At 64.3% G+C, this 22117-nt stretch carries 19 protein-coding genes and 1 pseudogene; 7 read left to right on the forward strand and 13 right to left on the reverse strand.

The genetic code is table 11. The features are described from left to right. Positions 1-265: 265 nt before the first annotated feature. Genes KIT89_RS07360 through KIT89_RS07370 form a run of 3 tightly spaced genes read left to right on the forward strand, consistent with a single transcriptional unit; the run spans position 266 to position 3838 of the window. Positions 266-1351: a hypothetical protein gene (locus KIT89_RS07360; protein WP_297599766.1), complete on the forward strand. Its 1086-nt coding sequence runs from the start codon at positions 266-268 to the stop codon at positions 1349-1351. Next, positions 1351-2505 carry a glycosyltransferase gene (locus KIT89_RS07365; protein ID WP_297599768.1) on the forward strand — a complete coding sequence of 385 codons (1155 nt, stop codon included), beginning with the start codon at positions 1351-1353 and terminating at the stop codon, positions 2503-2505. Before KIT89_RS07360 ends, KIT89_RS07365 begins: the two co-directional genes overlap by 1 nt. A gap of 34 nt (positions 2506-2539) precedes the next feature. Then, positions 2540-3838 (forward strand): nucleotide sugar dehydrogenase, encoded by a 1299-nt coding sequence (locus KIT89_RS07370; protein ID WP_297599771.1) that lies wholly within the window; start codon positions 2540-2542, stop codon positions 3836-3838. Here the strand turns inward: KIT89_RS07370 and KIT89_RS07375 are convergent. Then, complete coding sequence (locus KIT89_RS07375) at positions 3835-4980, reverse strand: glycosyltransferase (protein ID WP_297599774.1); 1146 nt, start codon at positions 4978-4980, stop codon at positions 3835-3837. The genes KIT89_RS07370 and KIT89_RS07375 overlap by 4 nt on opposite strands. A gap of 152 nt (positions 4981-5132) precedes the next feature. Here KIT89_RS07375 and KIT89_RS07380 point away from each other — a divergent pair, with 152 nt between their 5' ends. After that, positions 5133-6956 (forward strand): hypothetical protein, encoded by a 1824-nt coding sequence (locus tag KIT89_RS07380; protein ID WP_297599776.1) that lies wholly within the window; start codon positions 5133-5135, stop codon positions 6954-6956. A gap of 31 nt (positions 6957-6987) precedes the next feature. On the opposite strand, the gene KIT89_RS07385 is transcribed toward KIT89_RS07380, so the two are convergent. From KIT89_RS07385 to KIT89_RS07415, 7 genes are all read right to left on the reverse strand, one after another. Further along, positions 6988-8550, reverse strand: coding sequence for a DUF2142 domain-containing protein (locus KIT89_RS07385; RefSeq protein WP_297599779.1), 1563 nt, complete (start codon positions 8548-8550; stop codon positions 6988-6990). Then, positions 8540-8884, reverse strand: a complete 345-nt coding sequence (locus KIT89_RS07390) for a DUF2304 domain-containing protein (RefSeq protein ID WP_297599782.1) — start codon at positions 8882-8884, stop codon at positions 8540-8542. Before KIT89_RS07390 ends, KIT89_RS07385 begins: the two co-directional genes overlap by 11 nt. Continuing rightward, positions 8881-9612 (reverse strand): glycosyltransferase family 2 protein, encoded by a 732-nt coding sequence (locus KIT89_RS07395; protein ID WP_297599784.1) that lies wholly within the window; start codon positions 9610-9612, stop codon positions 8881-8883. The genes KIT89_RS07390 and KIT89_RS07395 overlap by 4 nt, the downstream gene beginning before the upstream one ends. Positions 9613-9787: 175 nt before the next feature. After that, positions 9788-10138, reverse strand: coding sequence for a DUF2200 domain-containing protein (locus KIT89_RS07400; RefSeq protein ID WP_297599786.1), 351 nt, complete (start codon positions 10136-10138; stop codon positions 9788-9790). A gap of 31 nt (positions 10139-10169) precedes the next feature. After that, positions 10170-11702: a DUF2142 domain-containing protein gene (locus tag KIT89_RS07405; protein WP_297599788.1), complete on the reverse strand. Its 1533-nt coding sequence runs from the start codon at positions 11700-11702 to the stop codon at positions 10170-10172. Positions 11703-11875: 173 nt separating this feature from the next. Beyond that, positions 11876-13234, reverse strand: coding sequence for a glycosyltransferase family 4 protein (locus KIT89_RS07410; protein WP_297599790.1), 1359 nt, complete (start codon positions 13232-13234; stop codon positions 11876-11878). Further along, a complete protein-coding gene (locus KIT89_RS07415; protein WP_297599793.1) occupies positions 13231-14286 on the reverse strand; it encodes a glycosyltransferase family 2 protein in 1056 nt (351 codons plus the stop codon). Before KIT89_RS07415 ends, KIT89_RS07410 begins: the two co-directional genes overlap by 4 nt. 74 nt (positions 14287-14360) lie before the next feature. Between KIT89_RS07415 and KIT89_RS07420 the strand changes: the two genes are divergently transcribed. Genes KIT89_RS07420 through KIT89_RS07430 form a run of 3 tightly spaced genes read left to right on the forward strand, consistent with a single transcriptional unit; the run spans position 14361 to position 17059 of the window. Further along, a complete protein-coding gene (locus KIT89_RS07420) occupies positions 14361-15248 on the forward strand; it encodes a glycosyltransferase family 2 protein (protein WP_297599796.1) in 888 nt (295 codons plus the stop codon). Between the two features lie 42 nt (positions 15249-15290). After that, positions 15291-15827: a dTDP-4-dehydrorhamnose 3,5-epimerase family protein gene (locus KIT89_RS07425; RefSeq protein ID WP_297599798.1), complete on the forward strand. Its 537-nt coding sequence runs from the start codon at positions 15291-15293 to the stop codon at positions 15825-15827. An 8-nt stretch (positions 15828-15835) separates the two neighbouring features. Further along, positions 15836-17059 (forward strand): glycosyltransferase, encoded by a 1224-nt coding sequence (locus tag KIT89_RS07430; RefSeq protein ID WP_297599801.1) that lies wholly within the window; start codon positions 15836-15838, stop codon positions 17057-17059. On the opposite strand, the gene KIT89_RS07435 is transcribed toward KIT89_RS07430, so the two are convergent. The 5 genes and pseudogenes from KIT89_RS07435 to KIT89_RS07455 all read right to left on the reverse strand — a co-directional run bounded on the left by KIT89_RS07435 (position 16998) and on the right by KIT89_RS07455 (position 22099). Further along, the gene (locus KIT89_RS07435; protein ID WP_297599803.1) at positions 16998-17828 is read right to left on the reverse strand and encodes a hypothetical protein; all 831 of its coding nucleotides are present in this window, start codon (positions 17826-17828) and stop codon (positions 16998-17000) included. The two genes, KIT89_RS07430 and KIT89_RS07435, sit on opposite strands and share 62 nt — an antisense overlap. Beyond that, the gene (locus KIT89_RS07440; RefSeq protein WP_297599806.1) at positions 17809-20139 is read right to left on the reverse strand and encodes a glycosyltransferase; all 2331 of its coding nucleotides are present in this window, start codon (positions 20137-20139) and stop codon (positions 17809-17811) included. Before KIT89_RS07440 ends, KIT89_RS07435 begins: the two co-directional genes overlap by 20 nt. 1 nt (position 20140) lies before the next feature. Further along, positions 20141-20404 (reverse strand): hypothetical protein, encoded by a 264-nt coding sequence (locus KIT89_RS07445; RefSeq protein ID WP_297599809.1) that lies wholly within the window; start codon positions 20402-20404, stop codon positions 20141-20143. 85 nt (positions 20405-20489) lie between these two features. After that, a pseudogene (locus KIT89_RS07450) lies at positions 20490-21179 on the reverse strand (ABC transporter ATP-binding protein); the annotation flags it as partial. Continuing rightward, on the reverse strand, positions 21179-22099 hold the full coding sequence (locus tag KIT89_RS07455; protein WP_297599811.1) for an ABC transporter permease: 921 nt from the start codon (positions 22097-22099) through the stop codon (positions 21179-21181). The gene KIT89_RS07455 and the pseudogene KIT89_RS07450, both read right to left, overlap by 1 nt. Between the last annotated feature and the right edge of the window lie 18 nt (positions 22100-22117).

Here is a 22117-nt window from a genome sequence, read left to right on the forward strand (position 1 = left end):
CGGAGTGCGTCTCGATGAAGAGGCCAGTGTAGCGTGAGAGAAACTCGAACGGCGCATTCTCGACAGCCCTTCCTGATCGAGTTCGGGGGCCCGCTCCGTGTGCGAGTGTTGTCGGGTGCACTCCATCGTCACGCGGCTTCGGCCCGTCCAATTAGACTGATATCGCCTCTCGATCACTCCTGGAAAGAATCACGTGACCCATCCTTCGGCTCCGCCGCGAAAGATACTCTGCGTCTCGTTCTCTCCAATCTACGCAGACTCGCGAGTGCTGCGACAGCTCGAGGTTCTGCAGCAGCACGGTGACGTGACCACCGTCGGCTATGGCGCGGCGCCAGCTGGGGTGATGCGCCACATCGAAGTGCCAGAGAACGCAGCCTCTTTGCCTCAGACGCCCGCCGGGGTCGTGAAGCTCGCCCTGCGACTGCACAACTCTGTCGAGCTCACCGCTCCGGGCGAGAAGGCGGTTCTCGATGAGGTCGTCGCCTCAGGCCCATACGACCTCGTCGTCGCCAACGACGCTCGCGCTCTGCCCCTCGCGTTCGCCGCGTCGGGCACGGCGCCGGTTCTCGCCGACATGCACGAATGGGCTGCTGAAGAACGGGCGACCGTCTTCGTGTGGCGGGTGCTCGTCGGCCCCTACATGCAGCATTTGTGCGAAAAGTACCTGCCGCGCACGACCGCAGTCACTAGCGTCAGCGAGGGCCTCGCGGGCCTCTACACCGAGCGCTACGGCGTCGCGACCGAGGTCGTGCGTAATGCAGCCGACTTTAGAGATGCCACGCCGTCGCCCGTCGACCCTGATTTGATTCGACTCGTGCACAGCGGCACTGCTGACGCCGAGCGCAACATTGTCGAACTCATCGAAGCCGTCGGTCGACTCGGCGAGCGGTTCAGTCTCGATCTCTATCTGCTTGAGGTGCCCGGGGGTCATCTCGACGTGATCAAGAAGCTCGCCGCCGAATCACCTCGCGTCACGGTGCACGACCCTGTGCCACCTGACACTCTTCCGAGCGTGCTGAACCAGTATGACCTCGGGGTGTTTCTTTACCCGCTCAAGACGCTCAGCCACCTCTACCACCTGCCGAACAAGTTCTTCGACTTCGTGCAGGCCCGACTCGGGCTGGTGTTCTCACCAGCGCCTGAGATCGACACTCACGTCGGGCAGTACGGTCTCGGCATCATCACGAGCGACACCACCGCCGACGCACTGGTCGACGCTCTGCACGACATCACCGCCGACGACGTGACGGGCTTCAAGCAAGCCGCCAATCGCTCGGCACGAGCGCTGTCGAGCGAGCCCGACCGAGCCGTGCAGCACGCACTCGTTGCCCGGCTTCTCGCTGCAGGCTGATGAGAGTCGTCATTGCTACCCGAATTTTCGGGCCCGAGGTCTCTGCCGCATCGGGAATTCTGCGCACCTGGGCCGAAGAGTTTCGCGATCGAGGTTTCGAGGTCGCGGTTCTCACCGCGCGACCACCGCGAGGCGCCGTGATCGACGACCCGCCGGGCATCGACATTCGTCGAGCCCCCGTCAAGCGCGACAGGCAGCAGTATGTGCGCGGCTACGTGAGCTACATGAGTTTCGACATTCCCCTCGCGTTCCGGCTGCTCTTCTCTCGCCGAGCTGACCTCTACATCGTCGAGCCGCCGCCCACCACCGTGGCCGTGGTGCGCGTCATCGCCTGGCTGCGGCGCACCCCTTACGTCGTGCGGGCCGCTGACTACTGGTCTGAAGCAGCCGAACTGGTCACGAGCAATCGATTCGTGCTCGGCACACTGCGTCGCATCGAGGCGTGGGGGCTGCAGGGCGCGAAGAGACTGTTCGCCGCGCATGACCCGCTCATCGCCCGCTTTCGAGAACTCGGCATCACAACCCCGGCCGTGCCCATCGGCTTCGGTGCCGACACCGCGCACTTTCGCTACAGCGGTCAAGAACCGGCTGACCCACCGTTGTTTATCTACGCGGGCACCCATTCTGAATGGCACGGGGCCGGCATCTTCGTCGACGCCATGCGCGCTGTTGTGAACCGGCATGCGCGCGCTCGGCTCGAGTACTACGGCAACGGTGAAGATCGTGATGACATGCAGGCTCGCGCAGCCGAGCTGGGCATCGCCGACTCGGTCGCATTCCACCCTCCGATTCCCCCCGCCGAATTGGCGACCATTCTCGCCAGAGCCACCTGTTCGGTCGCCAGCCTCGCGCCCGTGGCAGCGAACGAATACGCCCTGGCGACCAAGGTCTACTCGTCGCTCGCAGCCGGATGTCCGGTTGTCTTCACCGGCGTCGGGCCCACGATCGAGTTTCTCGACCACGCCACTTACCCAGCTGGTGTCGCCGTGACCTACGAGCCATCAGCAGTCGCAGAGGCCATGATTGCGGCGATGGATGCTCCACTGGCGCCACCCGACCGCGCCGAGCTCGCCCGCTGGTCGTCAGAGCGCTTCTCACTCGCGGCGATCGCGACGCAGGTGGTCGACGAAAGCCTCGCGATCATCCGCGCATAGCATTGACCCGCACACCTGATACTGGAGGCACTTCGTGAAAATCGCCGTCATCGCCCTCGGCAAGATCGGGCTGCCGCTCGCCGTGCAGTTCGCCAGCAAGGGCCACGACGTGGTCGGAGTCGACGTGTCTCAGCGCACCGTCGACCTCATCAACGCCGGCACTGAACCTTTTCCGGGTGAGGCGCATCTGCAAGAGAAGCTCAGTGAGCTCGTGGCCGCTGGCGCTCTGCGAGCCACCACCGACTATGCCGATGCCGTGCCCGGTGCCGACGCCGTCGTGCTCGTTGTGCCTCTCTTCGTCGACGAGCAGACCGCTGAACCCGACTTCGGGTGGATGGACGGCGCGACCCGATCGCTCGGAGCAGTGCTGACGCCTGGCACCCTCGTGTCGTACGAGACGACCCTGCCGGTCGGTACGACCAGAAACCGCTGGAAGCCGCTGCTCGAAGAAGTATCGGGCCTCACTGAGGGCGTCGACTTCGACCTCGTCTTCTCACCTGAGCGAGTTCTCACAGGCCGCGTGTTCGCCGACCTGCGCAAGTATCCGAAGCTCGTGGGCGGCCTCTCTGAACGGGGTGCCCAGCGCGCCACCGAGTTTTACGAAGCGGTGCTCGACTTCGACGACCGCCCCGACCTGCCTCGTGGCAACGGCGTCTGGGATCTCGGAAGCGCCGAGGCCGCCGAACTTGCCAAGCTCGCGGAGACCACCTACCGCGATGTCAACATTGGTCTCGCCAACCAGTTTGCGCGCTATGCGTCGACAGCAGGCATCGATGTTTACCAGGTGATCGAAGCATCGAACTCGCAGCCGTACTCACACATTCACCAACCCGGCATCGCTGTCGGCGGTCACTGCATTCCGGTCTACCCGCGCCTCTACCTTTGGACAGACCCCGAGGCGACCGTCGTCTCAGCGGCTCGAGCCGCGAACGCGGGTATGCCCGACTACACGATCGGCCTGCTCGAGGGCGCCTATGGCGACCTTGCCGGAGCCAAGGTCGCCGTACTCGGTGCTTCATACCGCGGAGGGGTGAAAGAAACTGCGTTCTCGGGCGTCTTCGGTGCTGTCGAAGCCCTGCGCAGCCGAGGGGCAACGGCGGTCGTGCACGACCCGATGTACACCGACGATGAGCTCACCGGGCTGGGCTTCACCCCGTATCACCTCGGCGAGCCGGTCGATGCGGTTGTGGTGCAGGCGGACCACGACGAATACCGCAGTCTCAGCCCTGTAGACCTGCCGGGCCTCTCGGCATTCATCGACGGTCGACGCGTGTCATCGGCCGACCAATGGCCGGGAATCGCCTACAGGGTAATCGGCAAAGCGACCGTCTAGGCGCCGACCTCAGCCAAGAATCGCGGACCCTCTCCCCGAGTCGACAACTCAACGGCGGCGCGACCCGAGGCTTGCTTCATGGCCGAGATCTGGTCGGCAGTCAGCGAGTTCAGTGCACTCGCGAGGTCGGAAGCCTCCCACCCGTCGACGACGATGCCGAGACCAAGGTCGCGCACGAATCCGACGATCTCAGGGCTTTCACCGATCACGACTCCCAGGCGGCCCTGCACAGCTTCGAAGAACTTGTTTGGCAATGCGTAGACGTTGTTGGCAAAACGCGGCGGGAAGAAAATCAGCTCGAGGTCGTACTCATTGAGCGCTTTGGCGACCTCAGTCACACCGACTGGGTCGCGAAACCGAGCCCGGCCAGCGGCGACGGCCGGATGCCGACGCAGAGGAGCGAGCGACGTTTCGTCACCCAGCACCATGAGCACCAGACTGAAGCGTGGCTCAAGCAGCATCGCCGCATCAAGCATGATGTCGATGCCGCGCTCGACGGCGGCATAGCCGTGATGCACGAGCACGATGTGGTCAGGGTCGACCGTAGACGGCTCGAGCTCTTCGTACGGTGCCACGTTGCGAATCACTCCGGGCCGCGTGATCTCGAACTCATCGCGATAGAGATTGGCAATGCCTTCGGCGACCGTCAGGTGCTTCGTGAAGACGGGATCGGTCAAGAAGGTGAGAAGCCAATCGTCGTACGGAGCGATCAGCATCCGATAGGAGAGGCTCGTGCCGTTGCCCGAGTAAACCTCGTGCAGGTCGAGCACAACCGGCCCGTGGGCAAGGGCTGGCACCACATCGATTACCCACGGCAGCAGGTGATGGTCATTGACGATCACGAGGTCGTACTGCTCGCCGTGCAGTTGAGCCGTCGGCATGTGCTTCGAGATGAGTCGCCGAAAACGCGCGCGGTGGGTCAAGAAGAGATGCATCGCCACCCTAGTGACGAAGCTCGGGTACCCGATGTGAAACTGCTTGCCGGAGGCGTTGGGGTGCTCGGGGCCGCGGCTCAGCACATCGACGGTGTAGCCCGCACCCTCGAGCCAACGGATTTGATTGGTGACTCGACCGTCGCTGGCAATCGGTGAATAGCAGATAACGAGGGCACGTTTCGAGGGCTGGATCGGCTGGCCTGACACTGCACCATCGTATCGGCCTGCACACGCGGCCCCGGGCGGGCCCGCCGCTCATTTCGGCCCGACGAGCGTGGCATGATTGTTCGCTGGGCGTGCTCGCGTCGCTTCGCCTTGCGGTGTGCACTGCGTCGGCCCCGAGAATCGGAGAAAAACCTATGTGCGGAATCTTTGGCTTCATCGGCCAGGAGAAACTCGACTCCTCGTCGGCCAAGATTCTCGTCAAGCACGCGCAGCAGCGTGGCCGCGATTCGAGCGGTATGGTCATTCACGGCACAGGCGGGTATCACGCGTATCGCGCTGACGAGCCGATCGACCGACTGCTCAAGCGCATTCCTCCGCTCGGCCACTTGTTCTTCGGGCACAGCCGCCTCGTCACCAACGGAACGGCCGACAACCAGCCGGTCTCTCGCGAACAAGTCGTGGTGCTGCACAACGGCATCATCGTCAATCACGAAGCGCTGTGGTCGGTAATCGGCAAGAGCCCCACGCTCGAGATCGACACCGAGATCATCCCGGCGATCATCGCTTCGCACCTCGACGATGGCGGCACCATCGAGACGGCCGCCGAGCGTGTGCTGAGCCTCGCTGTGGGCGTTGTCGCGTGCGCTGCTCTCGTGCCCCGACTCGGCAAACTGCTGCTCTTCTCGAACAACGGCAGCCTCTACGTCGGCGACAAGGCTGATGGAGTGGTCTTCTCGTCTGAGCGCTACCCGCTCGAGCAGATCAACGCCGAGAACATTCGCCAGGTGCGCCACGATGTCGAGATCGTTGATGTTCCAGCGCAAGATGCCGCAGTGGAGCTGACCGAGTGGAAAGACCGCTCGTTCAACCTCGTGCCGGGTCTCGGAATCTCGGCCGAAGAAGAGGCGCTGCTGATTTATCCGAAGCCCGACTTTCGCCGCTGCACGCGGTGCGTCTTGCCTGAGACGATGCCGTACATCAAGTTCGATGAGCAGGGCGTCTGCAACTACTGCCACAACTACAAGCCCCGCAACCACCCTCGGCCCAAAGAAGAGCTGTTTGAGCTCATCGAGCCGTTTCGACGCCAGTCAGGCGATGAAGTGCTGGTGCCCTTCTCGGGCGGGCGCGACAGCTCGTACGGGCTGCACCTCATCATGCACGAGCTCAAGCTCAAGCCAGTTACCTACACCTATGACTGGGGCATGGTCACCGATCTCGGCCGCCGCAACGTCAGTCGCATGTCGGCCAAGCTCGGGGTCGAGAACATCATCGTCGCGGCCGACATCACGAAGAAGCGCGAGTACATTCGCCGCAACCTGAACGCCTGGCTGAAGTCGCCCCACCTCGGCATGCTGAGCGTGCTGACCGCCGGGGACAAGCACTTCTTTCGGCATATCGAGACACTCAAGCGTCAGACGGGCGTCACCCTGAACCTCTGGGGAATCAACCCGCTCGAGGTCACGCACTTCAAGGCAGGCTTTCTCGGGGTTCCGCCGGACTTCGCCGAAGAGCGCGTCTACAGCCACGGCGGCATGAAGCAGTTGCGCTATCAGAGCCTGCGTTTCAAGGCTATGCTGCAGAGCCCGGGGTACTTCAACAGCTCGATTCCAGACACTCTCCTCGGCGAGTACTACCGCAGCTTCACGACTAAGACCGACTACTTCCACATCTTCGACTACTGGCGCTGGGATGAGAAGCTCATCGACGACACGCTCTTGAGCGAGTACGACTGGGAACGCGCGCCCGACACTCAGACGACCTGGCGCATCGGCGACGGCACGGCGGCGTTCTACAACTACGCGTACTACACGATCGCTGGCTTCACTGAGCACGATACGTTCCGCAGCAACCAGGTGCGCGAAGGTGACATGACGCGCGAAGAGGCGCTGCTCCTCGTCGAAGAAGAGAACACACCGCGATACCCGAACCTCAAGTGGTACCTCGATGTCGTCGGCGTCGATTTCACCCACGCGATCACCGCCGTAAATCAAGCTCCGCGGCTCTACAAAGAGCTCTAGAGACACAGAACCTTCGGCGGCACGCGGCCGCCTAAACGGGAACGTGATCGCGGTGTGACGGAGACCCTGCGACTGCTCGACCCAGAAGCTCCCTCCACAGGGTAGCGAGCAACCCCACGAACGCGAGCGCACCGATCACCCACAACGCAGTGGGCCCCAAGGGCGATCCCTGCCACCACCACTCCGCACCAGCGTCTAGGTTGAGCCCTTGCTGATCGACGCCGGTGACGTACCGGCGAATGTTCACCTGCAACGCCACCAGGTTGGCAACGGCGAGCGCGGTGAAGATCGTGAAGGTTTGCACGCGGGTGAAGCGAAGTCGAGAATTCGCGGGGTCGGTCACGAGAAGAAAACCGAACAGCACGATGAGCGGCAAGAGGTATCGCGGCTGCAGGTTCTCGCCCACTTGGTTGCCGCCCACTGTCAAGACGTAGACCGGCAGCGCGACGAGCACGACCAGGACCCCCCCAGTGGCAATCGCCTTCCGAATGCTGAGCCGACCGATGCCAGCGAATCCGACAGCGATGAACGCCGCCGTTGCCGCCCAGACGACGATCGCGGGCATCTGAGTATCAAGCCATCCGAGCGCCCACGACCCCCACACTCCAGTCCAGAGAAACGGCAACATCAACAGGTTGTACGCGGCAAGTGCGAAGCCCCCCTCGGGAGCATCCACCCCGATGCCAGCGATCGGGTCACCGCCCGGACCCGCTGGACCGCTCGTGAAGCCGGCACTGCCAACCCCGGCCTGACCCGCAGTAGCGAAGAAGATGAAGGCCACGACGACCCCCGCTGCCGGAAGAATCGCCCGCAACCACCAGACCTTCGTCGGTTGCATCGTGAGAATTGCAGCTGTCACGGTGGCACCCACCACGTAGACCGCCGCGTCGCCACGGGCGCCCGCCGCCATCAACACCCCGATGGCATACAGCGCGCCCAGCGCCCAGCGGCGCCGACCCGTGACCTCGAACCACCCGAGCAACGCCATAAAGGCGGTACCGACACCCGTAATGGCCCAGCCACTCGGGTTGTTCGACGCGAGAAGAAACACGCCCAACGGCACCAGAGAGATCAACCAACCCCACAGCAACGTTCCTCGACGCGCGGCTGGAAGGAGCACAGCGAGCGCGGTGGCGAGTGTGACGAAGACCGCCGCGTTGAAGACTCGCATCATGAGGGCACTCATCTGCAAGTCTGACCCAGCGAAGAGGTTCATGACGGCGTAGTAGACCGGCGGGTATTCTCCCCCGAAGTTGCCACGATCTGTCTGCCACGGATCGCCGTCCCAGGTCTTCCACGCGGTGCCTTCTTGGCATGCGGCGCTGACCTCGGCCCGCTGGGCATAGCAGACGACGTCTCGAAAAGCCGAGGGTACGACCCGACTGCTCTCTGTCGAGCCAGGCTCGCAGTGCTCGTTGAGCTCTGTGGCGCACCACGTGCTGACGAGGTGGTAGTCATCATCAGGGCTCGCTCCGACGGGCGATGCGAATGCCCAGCTCGAAAGAGTCAGAAAGGCGAGCACAGGGGCCAGGTAGACCCAGCGGAAACGCCGAACCCTCGATCGCGTTCCCTGCGCTGTCGCGTCACTTGTCACGATCACGCCTCGACCTCTCTAGCTCGAGAGCGAGCTTCTGGACTGCTCGTCGCAACTCGTCCCGAGTCCGCGCCAGCTCAAGGCTGATCTGCATGAGGAGCAACAAGATGATGAAAAAAGCACCCACGAAGAGCAAATTAATGGGCTGGGCGATACCGAAGAACGCACTCAGCGCGTCGAGCATGCCGGGCCACGCCGACAGCACGAGCGCCGCGATCGATGCCACCAGCCAGATCACGGCGTACTTCTCGGGGAGCACATACGACCTGAGCAGCAGGATCACTGCGACGAGCAAGATCACCGCCATGGCGATCGCCAAGATCTGCGGGGTCACGCGACGACCTCGCGTGCATCTGCACGCCTCATGGCTCGAAGCTGAGGGGGCGCGCTGCGAACGCTGGCAAGCCCGAGGATCAACAGGATTCTTCCCGTATAGAGCGTCGCTCTCAGAATCGACTGCGAAGGGGCGCCGCCAGCCCTCTCGTTCATCACCACTGGGATCTCGCGCACGGTCAGATTCTGACGAGCCGCCATCACGATCGACTCTACGGTGTCACCGAGCCACTCGACCGGGTAGTGCTCAGAGAACACCGCAAGCGCCCGCGGGCCCGCAATGCGAAAGCCACTCGTCGCGTCAGTGATCCGCGTGCGGGCGTAGGCAGACACCACCCACGAGATGAGACGCTGAACGCCTCTCCGCGCCGCCGAAGACTTGAATGTTCCGCCTTCGGCGAATCTGCTCCCGATCACGACATCTGCGTCGACCAGCGCAGCAACCAACTCGCTGATGTGCTCGGGGCGGTGTTGCCCGTCACCATCGAATTGAACAACCGCATCGTACTTGTGCATCACGGCGTACTTGAAGGCTGTGCCCATCGCGGCGCCAACCCCGAGATTGATGGCGTGCGACACGACACTTGCGCCGCGCGTTCGCGCGATAATCGCCGTCGCATCGCGCGAACCGTCATCGATGATGACGATGTCGCCCATGGGGTGCACCCTCGAGAGCGCATCCAGCACGCCGCCGATGGCTTCGGCCTCGTTAAGCGCCGGCACTGCCACGAGAACTCTCATAGTGCTCAGCCTATCGGCGCACCGAATACAGCACGTCGTGCATCGGTAGGGGTCGTCAGCGTCATAGCACTCAACCCTCAAGTCGCCATAGGGTCACCAGTACCGACCCGGTAGTGCCCACCTTGCTGGAACCAATTGTCACTATTCCAGACCGTGTGCTGCGTCAACCGCGCAGCAACTTCTGCATGGCCTTGCCGCGAGCGAGTTCGTCGACGAGTTTGTCGAGATAGCGAATCTCGCGCATCGTGACTTCTTCGATCTCTTCGACCCGAACCCCGCAGATGACGCCCGTGATGAGCGACCGCGCTGGGTTCATGCTCGGGGCCGCGGAGAAGAACGTTTCGAAGTCTGTGCCGTTCTCGAGCACCTCGGCGAGCTGCTCTGCGTCGTAGCCCGTCAGCCACGTGATGATCTCGTCAACTTCGGCCTTCGTGCGGCCCTTGCGTTCAGCCTTTGTCACGTAGTGCGGATACACGCTCGCGAACGACGTCGTGTAGATGCGGTGCGCGGCCATGAGTCACCCTCCCGGTTCGCTGCTGCCTCCATCATCGCGTGGGAACCGCGAGGGGTACAGCAGCGCTGGCGGGATATCGCGCGATCGACGAGATGAGAATCGACACCAGGAGGGTGTAGGCGAGCGAGCCGAGAATCCAGACGGCGGTCGGCCCGACAGGCCCGTCCCACCACCACTCAAGACCCGCATCGAGGTGGGGGCCAGAGGCATCGATTCCGGTGATGTACCGGCGCATGTTGACGTGCAACGCGACGAAATTCGCTGCCGACAGGGCGATGATCACCGTCACCCGTTGAGCGAGCGTCAACACGATCGGGCGATCAACCGGTGTGAGCATGAGCAATCCAGCGAGCAAGCCGATCAAGGGCAGCAGATACCGCGACTGCACTTGGTTGCCCACGGCGTCACCCCCCTGCTGCAGCACGTAGAGCGGCAAAGCAATGAGCGCCGCGATCACGGCCGCGATCACGATCGCCTTGCGCACTGACATGCGCGCCAAGCCCATGAACCCGATTGCGACGAACGCCGCCACCGCAGCAGCCGAAACAAACGCCGGCATTGTCGTGTCGAGCCAGCCCAACGCCCAGTCACCCAGCACGCCCGTCCAGAGCTCTGGCACATTGAGCAGGTTGTAGGCGAATAGACCGAAGCCCTCGAGGTCGGCCACACGATCGACCGTGCTCGCCGACCCCCTCAGCGGATCGACGTACGACTGCCCCGTGAACCCGCTCACCCCATTGCGCGAGAAGAACGACGTCAGAAACAGAACGAGGGCGATAAGCCCCACCACGATGGGCAGCACTGAGTCGCGCACGAAGTGCCGGTGCCTCGCCGCAGACAGCAGCATGACGAGGGCGATAGCGAAACCCGTGAAGATCGCGGCATCGGCTCTCGACCCCGCCCCGATGAGCGCTGTCACGACGAACAGTGCCGCCAGCGCGCCCTTGCGGCGCCCCTCGGTCTCGTAGTAGCCGAGTAAGGCGATCCACGTCGAGCCGACGCCCATCCAGGCCCAGACGCTGGGGTTATTGGTGCCGAAGAGAAACAGCCCCATCGGCACCGACGTGAGCAGCCACCCCCACAGCAGCGTCGGCCGGCGGTGCACGGGCAGCAGCACGAACAGAGCGGTCGTGATGCCCACGAACAGCACGATGGTCAGCATTCGCATCAGCAACGCCGACACCTGCACATCGTCCCCCGTCATGAGCCCCATGACGGCGTAGAAGAGCGGCGGATACGACCCCGAGAAGTTTCCGCGATCAGTCTCGGTCACCGCCTCGAGCGACCACGACCAGTCGTCACCCTGACACGCCGCGCTCTCGGTAGAGTCGAACGCGAAGCACGCGATCTCGGTGAGCACCACCGGCACTGCATGGGTGCCCTCCTCAGAGTTCGGCACGCACGTCTCATCTGCGGTCGGCCCGGCACACCAGGCACTCACCAAGTGAAAGTCATCGTCGGGCCCCGCCCCGACCGGCGAGGCGAACGCCCAGGCTGTCAACGTCAGCACAGCGAGAACGGGGGCCATAATCAGCAACCAGCCGCGGCGCAGCGAAACCTTCATACAGGAGTAACCTCAAGATCGTCGTCAGATGACGCGAGCTTGGTGACCATGTCACCACCGGAAAGCGCGGAATCGCCCGCAGCGAACACCCACAGGCGTCACTGCCCCCCCGACTCGCGCGATTGACAGCGTAAGTGGCCCTGCTGTGGTGAGGCTGAGCGCCAGTTCCCCGCTCAGCGCCGACGCAAGCGTCGACGAACGCGCGACGTCACACCCGAGATGCCCTCGGCTCGCAGATGGTGCAGCGTCATGCGCGCCGTGTGGCCGAATCCGGCGCTGCGTGCGGCTCGAGCGCCGACACCCATGCCGTCGCGCCCCGCCGTCGCGTCAGCCGCCCGACGAGGGCTCGCCACCGCGTCGAGCAGCGGCTGCAGCACCACCGACCACACGAATCGCTCGCGCACGCGGGCCACGTTCGCGCGCCACTGGCGCACCTCAGCAGAATCGGCGAGCACGCGCACGAGGGCGTCGGCGAGAGCATCCACGTCGTTCGCCGGCACCACGATGCCGAGACCCTCGGTGTCGACCAGCTCGGCGAAGCCGTCGCCCTCGGTGACCACCATCGGCAGCCCCGCCCACAGGTAGTCGAGAATGCGCGTGCGAAACGAGAACGTCGTCTCGACGTGCACGTGGTGCGTGCTCACCCCCGCATCGGCCTCGACCAGGTAGGCGCCTCGACGGTCGTAGGGCACCCAGGTGTCGTTGAAGACCACCTCGCGACCCTCGAGACCCAGCGACGTCGCGAGGTCGAACGACTCGCGCACGATGCCCATCTCGTCGACCCCCGGGTGACGAGTGCCGAGAAAGAAGAGACGGATGCGCGGCTCGCGCTCGCGCGCAACCCCCACCGCGCGAATCAACGTCAGCGGGTCGAACCAGCTGTACACCCCGCCGCCCCAGATGAGCACCCGCGAGTCGGCCTCGATGCCGGGCACGACGCCGCGCATGCCGTTGCCCTCGTCAGCGATCGGTGGGCTCGGCTCGAGCCCGAACGGCACCACGTCGAGCAGCGCGCGCACGTCGCCGTCGTCGGCATAGGTCGCCGGGTTGAGCCTGCCCAGCCCCGCCAGCTGGCCGAGATAGAACAGGCGCTGGCGCTCGCTCGCGCACAGCACGAGGTCGGCGCGCCGCAACTGGTCGTTGAGCGCATCGCGCGCGGTCGACACGCGCAGCGCCCACGTCGACGGCGGCAGCTCACGGCCCTGCTCGAGCATCTCGAGGTGCATGGGGTCGTAGGCGTCGGCGATGAGCATGCGGTCGGTGCGCGCGATCGTGCGAAACTGCGTGTTCGCGTAGCCCTGAAACAGCACCACCTCGGCCCAGCGCTCGTGCACGGCGATTCCGCGCTCATCGCCGGGCGCGACCAGAAACATCGGGAACGGCGGCGAGGGATGCTCCGCGCGCGTCGTCGACACCACGCGCACCTCGTGCCCGGCCTCTTGCAGCGTCAGCGCCATGTTGAACGCGCGAATGGCGGGGCCGGCCATGGCCGCAGCCAGGGGGTCGCCCGTGATGAGCAGCACCCGCGTCATGCGGCGTCGCCCTGGTCGGAGTCGGCCCGGTCGGTGTCGGCGAGCGTCATCACCGGCAGCGGCCCGGCGGGGGTCGCGAGATCGCGCAGCACGTCGACCGCTCCGCGGCTGTAGCGCGAGTAGCGGCCAGTCAGCGCACCGACGAGCACGGCGGGAACACGTGCGATGCGCGCTCGCGGCAGCCGTGCGCGGCGAGCCTCGTGCTCGGCCTTCGCGTCGAGCCTGCGCTGCACCTCAGAGCCGAGCCCGAGCGCGCGACCCCGCTCGGCGAGCAGCGCGGCGCGGCGCGCCAGCCGGGCAGCGCGCGCGGCCTGCGGCTCACGCAGCTTCGCCAGTCGGTCGGCCATCGTGGGCCGACGGGCACCGATCTGATTGGTCTCGTGCTGCCGGTAGTCGATGAGCGCCTCGGGCACGAGCCGCACCCGGCCCACCGCCGCCGCGATCGCCGCGAGCCACTCGTCGTGCACCCACTCGCGCGGAATCGGCGCCGCGCTCTCGAGCAGCGAACGACGCAGCATGACCGTCGCGCCCGTCACCAGGTTGCGCCGCAGCAGCACCGGCAGCGCATCACCCGTGGCGAGCGCGGCACGCTCGGCACGCGTCACCTCGAGGGCGTCGAGCAGGGTCAGCCCCAGCGGGGCGCCGCCGGCGTCGACGAGACGGGCGTCGCTGTGGGCGAGCAGCAGCTCGGGGTCGGCCGCGAAGGCTGTGGCGAGCGCGGCGAGCTTGCCGGGCATCCAGACATCATCGTGATCGCTCAGTGCGATCAACTCGCCAGAGCACTCGGCCAGCGTCGCGGCGAAGTTGGCGGTGACCCCGAGCGGCGGGTCACGGCGAATGATCGTGAGGCGAGTGGGCAGGCCAGCATCGTCGGCCTTGGCTGCGTCGAACTCGCGCTCGATGACGGCGAGCGTGTCATCGGTGGACGCGTCATCGCCGACGATGAGCTCGATCGGCGCCGGAATCTGACGCAGGATGCTCTGCACCTGCCGCGCGACGAACTGCGCACCGTCGCGCGTGCACAGCGCCACAGAGATGCTCAGCTCGACCACGTGTCCAGCCTAGAGGCGCGCGGCAGATCGCGGGGAGCCGTCACCAGGGCAACCGCCGCTAAGCTTCAAGCACCATGACCGGCGGCGACCAGCAGAACGGCGCGGTCGCGGCAGCAGTCGCGGTCGTGACAGTGGCCTACCGCTCGAATGACGTGCTCGCCGACTTTCTCGAATCGGTCTCGGCGGCGAGCGCCGAGCCCGTCAGCATCGTCGTCGTCGACAACAAGCCAGATGACGACTCTCGGGCGGCCGCCCTCGCCGAGAGCGTTGGCGCCCAGTATTTGCCGCTCCCCGCCAACCCCGGCTATGGCGGGGCGATCAACGCCGGCGTCGCCACCCTGCCGCCCACCGTGCACTGGGTGCTCATCAGCAACCCCGACGTCGTGCTCGAGCCGGGGCTCATCGACGCCCTCATCGCCGTCGCTGAACCCGACGAGACCATCGGCGCGGTCGGGCCGGCCGTGCTCAACCCCGACGGCTCAGTGTACCCCTCAGCGCGCCGAGTGCCGTCGCTGCGCACCGGCGTAGGGCACGCCCTCTTCGTCAACCTGTGGCACGACAACCCGTGGAGCAAGCGCTACCGCCACGACGACGTCGACTCGGTCACCGCTCGCGACGCAGGCTGGCTCTCGGGCGCGTGCCTGCTCGTGCGCCGCAGTGTATTCGACGAGATCGGCGGCTTCGACGAGGGCTACTTCATGTACTTCGAAGACGTCGACCTGGGCTACCGCATCGGCAGAGCCGGGTATCGCAACCGCTATGAGCCCGCAGTGTCGGTCATGCACGTCGGCGGGCACACCACCACCAACGAGTCAGCCGCCATGATTCGTGCGCACCACGACTCTGCGCGGCGCTTCATCGGCCGCAAGTACGCCGGGTGGCACTTGTGGCCCGTGCGTGCGGCGCTCTCGGTCGGGCTCTCACTACGATCTGCCTGGTTGAGTCGGCGGGCTATATCGTAGGCTCAAACCGGATCGTTCTGATCATGATTGGAAGGCACCACGGTGGATCCCAGCGTCGCAGCGGGCAGGCGTGACGAGCAGACCGTCACTGAAGAGGGCAAGTCGATCGCCAAGCTCATCGACGGTGTTCGCACCCGTTCGACGCCCCACCACGTAGACCATCGCGGCTCCGTCTTCGAGATCTATGAAGGACTCAACGACTACTGGGACGAGCCGGTCGTCTATGCATACCAATTCTCAGTGCGGCCCGGACAGGTCAAGGGCTGGGGGCTGCACGAGCACAAGCGCGACCGCTACACGATCATCTCGGGCGAAGTGTTGCTGTTTCTCTACGATTCGCGCCCAGACTCGCCCACCCACGGCGCATCGATGAAGCTCGTGCTTTCAGATCGCGGTGTGCGGCAAGTGACGATCCCCCAGTTCGTGTGGCACCTCTCGGTCAACGTCGGCTCGACCGAGGCCTATCTCGTCAACTTTCCGACCGAGGTCTACCACCACGCTGCACCCGACCGACTGCTGCTGCCGTACGACTCCCCCGAGATACCGGTCGACATTCGCGCTCACCTGCCGATCGTGTAGCGCCCGCAATGATCGTCAGCACGGCAGAGAGGCCAGACGTCGTCGCTATCGTGCCGACGCTCGGCACCAAGGTCGAGCGGTTGCTGAGTGCACTCGGCTCACTGCAGGCCCAGCAAACGGATGCTCGCCTCGCCGTCGTCGTCGTCGTCAACTCTGATGATAACGAGGTCGCCGCCAGGCTGCCCGACTGGGTTCGGGTCGAAGTCGTCGGCCTCAACCTGGGTTGGGCGGGCGGGCTCGCCTTCGGTCGCTCGCTCGTCGAGACCGACCACATTTGGCTCGTGCAAGACGATATGGTGCTCGAGCCCGGGTGCCTCGAGGGCCTGCTCAGCGCTCTCGCCGACGACGACGGGCTCGGCATGGTTGCACCTCTCGTACTCGACGAGAACGGGCTCGTAGTGGCACGAAGCGGTGGAGCGTATCGCACCCCTGAAGGAGAGTACGTCGACTGGCAGCCGCCTGTGGCAGTGCCGATCGACGAGTTCACGACCCTCGAGGGGTACGCCTACATCGGCAGTCGCGGCATGCTCGTTCGCTCGGCGGTGTGGGACGAAGTGGGGGGCATGGACGCTCAGTACTACCCCGTCGTGTGGGCCGACGGAGACTTCTGCGCAGCACTCGCTCATCACCAGCATCGGTTCCGCCTCGTCGCCGAGGCTCGATGCGCACACGAGCAAGCGGGCTCGACGCCCAGCCGATTCGGGGCTCTGCTGTGGCACCGACACCGCGCGCGACTCGAGCGCAAGTGGTTGAAGGGTGCTGACGAGGGGGTCGCGGCGCGTGCAGTGGCTCTGGTGCATCCCGAACTCGACCTACAACTTCTCACGTCGATTGCTGTCGCCTCCACATCTCTCGTGCGTGAACTCGCGGCGCGCTACGAAGAAGCAGACAGCAAGCTGGCTGAGACGTGGGAGCGCCTGGGCGAGACCAACAGCTATGCTCTCGCGGTCGAGGACGAGCGAGACGAGGCCCGACGCCTGCTCGAGCTGGCCCGCCATGATGTTGCTGCACTGCAGAAGCAACTCGACGACGAGCATGCCGCGCGTGCCGACGAGACCGCCACCATCGTCTATCTCGACGACCTCGAGAGCAAGCTACGCCACACTGAACGAGAACGAGCGCAGATTGAAGGCGCACTCAAAGATGTGCTGAACTCACGGTCGTGGCGGCTCAGTGCTCCACTTCGTCGATTGTCGTCGATCGTGCGACGTCGCGCGCGACGTTCAGCCTGACTGAGCCCGAGAGTCGGGCAATCTGCGTCGCCACCCCCCACAAGATGATGATGGCTCCCAGCATCTCGAGCAACTCTTCGAGACCGGTGCCGATGAAACCTATGCGTCTCCAGAGCAGGCGAAGCTCTTCGCCCATGAGGCGCATGGCGACCGCCAACACCTCGATGGCAACCGCACCCGTCAAGAAGACGACGCCGCCGCCGATGATGAGCCGTCGCACCGGACCATCGAGAGTGAGAAGAAACCGCGACAGCAGCAGCACGACGGCGACGACAACGAGCAATGCCGGAAAGATCCAGACCAGAGTGAACCGAGCATCATCGATTCCCAGCAGCACCCACAGTGGGCCTACGAGCATCTCGTGAAACCCCACGCCCTCGTCGATCGACGCGAACAAGAAGATGATCGCGAGAAAACCCCAGGCACGAGAGTGCATCGGGTTGACATCGCCCTGCAGCTTCGCCGCAATGACGCTGAAGACGGCAACGAGCAGAAGCAGCATCTGAGAGAACCAGGTGGGGATACTGAGCTCTTCGTCGACATCGAAGAAGCGGAAGATTGTGGTCAACCACTCGGGCAGAGGAAAGAACCGGATGGCCGACTCTTGCGTGAGCAGGTAGACACCAGCGAGGACGAGCGACGTGATGACAAGCCCCCGAACCGCGCGGGGAACGCTCAGTTGAAGCTCGCTTCGGTCGCTCTGAGTCGGCCCCCTGCCAGACCCTCCCGGGGTTTCGTTTACCGAGAGTTCACCTGAGGAGTCGCGCATGTCGACCTACGATATCGGTGGCCGCGCTCGCGAATGACCTCTGGTCGGCCATGCGCTGACCAGCCGCGCTCATCGCGCTGAGTCGAGCCGGGTCATTCAGCAGGTCGGTGACACGATCGGCGACCTCATGAGCATCTGCCCGAACGTCAACTAATGAGGCGACCTCGTGCGGCAGTTCTCGCGCAGAACCAAGATCGCTCACGATCACCGGAACCCCGTGAGTGAAACAGTCGGCGATCGCCGCCGAGGTCTCTCCGCGAGAGACAGAGCGCAATTGGACGGCGAGCTGCGCACGTGCAAGCCAAGACTCATACTCGGCTTCATCGACTCGGCCCGTGAAGATCACACGGTCGTCGACGCCCTCGGCTCGAGCCCGATCAATAAGCCTCGTCATCGTGACGTCATCGAGGTGGTTCTCGCCCACCACTGCGAAGACAGTGCTCGGGTGAGAGGCCGCCACTTCGATGAAAGCTTCGATGACCGTGGCCGACTGCTTCGTCGAAGCAGCAATGCCCATCGACACCACCGCATCACGCTTCACGCTCAGCGTATGAGCGATCGCCGGCCTGTGACCGAACGTGACCTCACTCACCTTCTCGCGTTCGTGCGCGTCGATGTCGAGGCGCGCCACGGCGCCGGCATAACGCGAATGGACAAGAACTCGGTCGACGCTCCGCGCGATCGAGTTCACGAGCGGATGGTTCATGTCGAAGTAGCGACTTGTATGGTGAGCCGGATAGCCGGCATGCACAGACGGCATGGTGCCGGCATCAATCGCATGCAGCACCTCGACATCACGCGGGTCGACGATGTCGGGGCGCGCCAGGCGGGCCACCCGCATGACCGACTGCAGGTTGACGTCGTGCATGAGCGCGGCACCTCCCAGCCATCGGCGCATGAGGGCGAAGACGTCGTAGTGGTATTCGCTGTTGCCGATGCAGTAGATCACGTCGTCAAACCCGTGATCGGCATGCCGCACCGACGCGAAAGCCGAATAGTGAAACCAGCGCACGCCAGGTAGCTGCTGTCGCGTCGCATTTGCCTGGCAGAACACATCGACATCGACGTGGTCTGCCAAGTGCGGTAGCAGTCTGGCCGAGTAGTCGGCGACGCCGCTCGCGAGGGGAGGCATGGGGCCAACGAGGGCGATGCGCGGTCGTTCTCGTCTTCCGTGGGGGTGCGCCCGACGACGCGCCACGTCGTCGTAGGCCTCAAGGGTCGCCGCCGCGACGTCGTCCCAGCTATACCTCGACGACCCCGCGAGTTCGAACAGCGAATCTCGCAGCGCACCAGGGCGCGACGCCTGCATGATGCAGCGAGCGATGTCGTCTGCGTCGCTCGGATCGAAACGGGCAGCGGGGTCGGTGACGATGTCGGCGAGCGACGAGTTGTCACCGACAATGCAAGGGGCTCCGCATGCCAAGGCCTCGGCGACCGGTAGACCGAATCCCTCGTAGTAGGAAGGGAACACCAGAAGTTGCGTGGTCTGGTACAGCTGGATCAGCAGGTGATCCTCGACGTAGCCGGTCAGCAGCACGTCGTGCTCGATGCCGAGAGAGCGCGCGAGCGCGACCAGATGCTCACGTTCGCTCGGCCGCAATTGGCATACGACGACGAGCTGATGCTCTCGACGGAACGCGCGGGGCAGCTGCGCGAAGGCCGCGAACAGCCCGTCGAGATTCTTGCGGAAGTCGATTCCGCCCGTATAGAGCAGAAATCCGGCACGTAACGCGAGTAGCGACTGCTGGGCATCAATGAGAGTCTTCTGGCGGTCTCGTGATGGCACGAAGGCGTCAGAGACTCCTGCGCCGATCGTGATGACACGACGAGGGTCGACACCGAGCATCGCAATCGCGTCTCGCGTCGTGGCCTGAGAAATGCTCACGATTGCATCAGCGTGGCGGGCACGATCGAGTCGAGCCTGGTACTGCGCGCGCGCAGTGCTGGTCGGCAAGTAGTGCTTCGGATACCTCAGCGGGATCAGGTCGTACAAGGTCACCACCGACGCCCCGTACGGTGCGTCGAGAGGGCGATAGGCGGCAGGCAGGCCGAAGAAGGGCGATGTCGTGTGCAGCACCTGGGCGCCACCTCGCACGCTCGGATCATCTTCGCGCGTGAGACGACCCGAGTGCAGCAGCCCTTCGACAGAGTTCGGCACGGGGCCGGAGGCACTCAGCACCCACGACAGGTCTCGAGTGCCTCGGGCGCGTTCGCACGCCAGAGCGAGCTGGCTCGTGTATGTCGGAATGCCGCGTTCAGGATGCGTGGGGTCTTGCAGGCATCGCAGGTCGACATGAACCGAAGCACTCACGTCAGCGGTCACTCGCCTCGGGCAGACGCGCAGTGATCGCGTGCACCTCATCGCGCAGCTTCGAGACGGACTCCGTCAGTATGTGCACCGAGTCGAGCAGTGCCTGATTCACTTCGCGCAACTCGGTGAGCTCGCGCTCGGCGACGTCGACCGCCCCTTGGTCGAACCGCCTCTCGATACGGCTCAAGTGCTCGTGCAGCGCCGCGAGTCGTCGATTGACGTAGTTGCGAAACGGTGTGGTGAGCCACCGTGCGAACGCCTTCATGCGTGTAGTCCTCCTCGTATCGGCGCCGGACGACGCCCCTGACTCATTCCCATCTGCGCAGAACTTCGATGCCCTCGTCGATGCCACCATCGTGAACGACCGCCCCGTGCGCCAAGACGATGGCACGAGAACAGATGCTCGACACAAGGGCCGGAGAATGGCTCACGAGAAAGATCGTTCGGCCCTCTGACTGAAACTGTCGGATGCGCTCAAGGCACTTCGCCTGGAAACGCTCGTCGCCGACTGCGAGCACTTCGTCGACAAGCAGCAGGTCGGGGTCAGCGTGCACGGCGATGGCGAAGGCTAGCCGCACGTACATGCCCGACGAATAGAACTTGACCTGGGTGTCGATAAACTCGCCGATCTCGGCGAAGTCCATGATCGACTCGAAACTCGCGGCCGTCTCATGGCGGCTCAGCCCCAGTATGGCTGCGTTGAGAAAGACATTCTCGCGACCGCTGAGATCGGGGTGAAAGCCTGCACCCAGCTCGAGCAGCGCGGCGATACGGCCTCGTCGCTGCACGACCCCGCCGGTCGGCTCGATGATGCCGCCGACGACTTTGAGCAGCGTGCTCTTGCCCGAGCCATTCGCGCCGAGCAGCCCCACGGTCTCGCCTGCGCGCACCTCGAGCGAGACGTCTCGCAGCGCCCAGAACTCGTCTCTGTGCCGTTGCGAACGCGAAAAATTGACGACGCGCTCCTTGAGCGACTTGTCCTTGCGAATCATGAACCGCTTCGACACCTGGTCGACAGAGAGGATCACTGGCTGCGGCATCAGATCTCCTGCGCGAAATTGCCCTGCATGCGTGCAAACACGCGCTGCGCGATGACGAGAAGCACGAGCCCTACACCGAACACGATCGCCAACCTCAGGTCGAGGTCGACCGGCCACGGCTGAGCGGCGACCACTGTGCCGTCATCCATGACTCGCTCTTCCGACCCCGCGAGCCAGATGCCCCGCTGAAACGCGATGATCGTCACCGACACCGGGTTTGCGAGGTAGAGAGCTTCGAGCCACGGCATGCTCAGGCGTTCTGCCGTCGCCACGACGAACGACCACGAGTAGACGATGGGCGACGCCCAGAACAGCACGAGAGTGGCAACTTCGACGAGGTACTGGATATCGCGCAGATAGACGTTGAGTGCCGAGAGGATGATCGCGATCGCGATCGCGTAGGTGGAGGCGACGATGACCGCGACAGGAATGTAGAGCAGGTTCCAAGAGAGCGGGAACTGGCCAAGAACCACGACAGCGCCGAGCAGAATTCCGAATTGGATGGCGAAGTTGACGAACGCCGACCCGCTAGCCGCGAGAGGAAAGATCTCGCGCGGCAGGTAGACCTTCTTGATGAGACCCGCGTTGGTGACGATTGAACTCGTGCCTCCGACGATGATCTCGCTGAAGAGGCCCCACAGGGTCAACCCCGCAAAGATGAAGATTGCGAAATCAGGAATCACTCGGGCTGCGCCGAGAAACTGACCGATAGCGATGAAGTAGATCAAGAGCAGAGTGAATGGTTTGATCAGGCTCCAGGCGAAGCCGAGTGAGCTGTCTTTGTAGCGAGCCTTGAGTTCGCGCCGCACGAGCAATGAGAGCAACTCACGCTGATGGAAGAGATCAATGACGGTGCGCACGAAACCGCGCACGAGCGGCACACGTTCAGCGCTCGTTGTCTGGAAGGGTGTCTCTGCCAAACGAGCGGCTCTCGCTTC

It is taken from the genome of Microcella sp. (genome assembly GCF_025808395.1).
Classification (GTDB): domain Bacteria; phylum Actinomycetota; class Actinomycetes; order Actinomycetales; family Microbacteriaceae; genus Microcella.

What these genes read in the sequence shown, in the direction of transcription:
- KIT89_RS07365 (WP_297599768.1), top strand. Translation starts at nt 1,351, where the DNA reads ATGAGAGTCGTCATTGCTACCCGAATTTTCGGGCCCGAGGTCTCTGCC.
- KIT89_RS07380 (WP_297599776.1), top strand. Translation starts at nt 5,133, where the DNA reads ATGTGCGGAATCTTTGGCTTCATCGGCCAGGAGAAACTCGACTCCTCG.
- KIT89_RS07400 (WP_297599786.1), bottom strand. Translation starts at nt 10,138, where the DNA reads ATGGCCGCGCACCGCATCTACACGACGTCGTTCGCGAGCGTGTATCCG.
- KIT89_RS07405 (WP_297599788.1), bottom strand. Translation starts at nt 11,702, where the DNA reads ATGAAGGTTTCGCTGCGCCGCGGCTGGTTGCTGATTATGGCCCCCGTT.
- KIT89_RS07410 (WP_297599790.1), bottom strand. Translation starts at nt 13,234, where the DNA reads ATGACGCGGGTGCTGCTCATCACGGGCGACCCCCTGGCTGCGGCCATG.
- KIT89_RS07420 (WP_297599796.1), top strand. Translation starts at nt 14,361, where the DNA reads ATGACCGGCGGCGACCAGCAGAACGGCGCGGTCGCGGCAGCAGTCGCG.
- KIT89_RS07430 (WP_297599801.1), top strand. Translation starts at nt 15,836, where the DNA reads ATGATCGTCAGCACGGCAGAGAGGCCAGACGTCGTCGCTATCGTGCCG.
- KIT89_RS07435 (WP_297599803.1), bottom strand. Translation starts at nt 17,828, where the DNA reads ATGCGCGACTCCTCAGGTGAACTCTCGGTAAACGAAACCCCGGGAGGG.
- KIT89_RS07445 (WP_297599809.1), bottom strand. Translation starts at nt 20,404, where the DNA reads ATGAAGGCGTTCGCACGGTGGCTCACCACACCGTTTCGCAACTACGTC.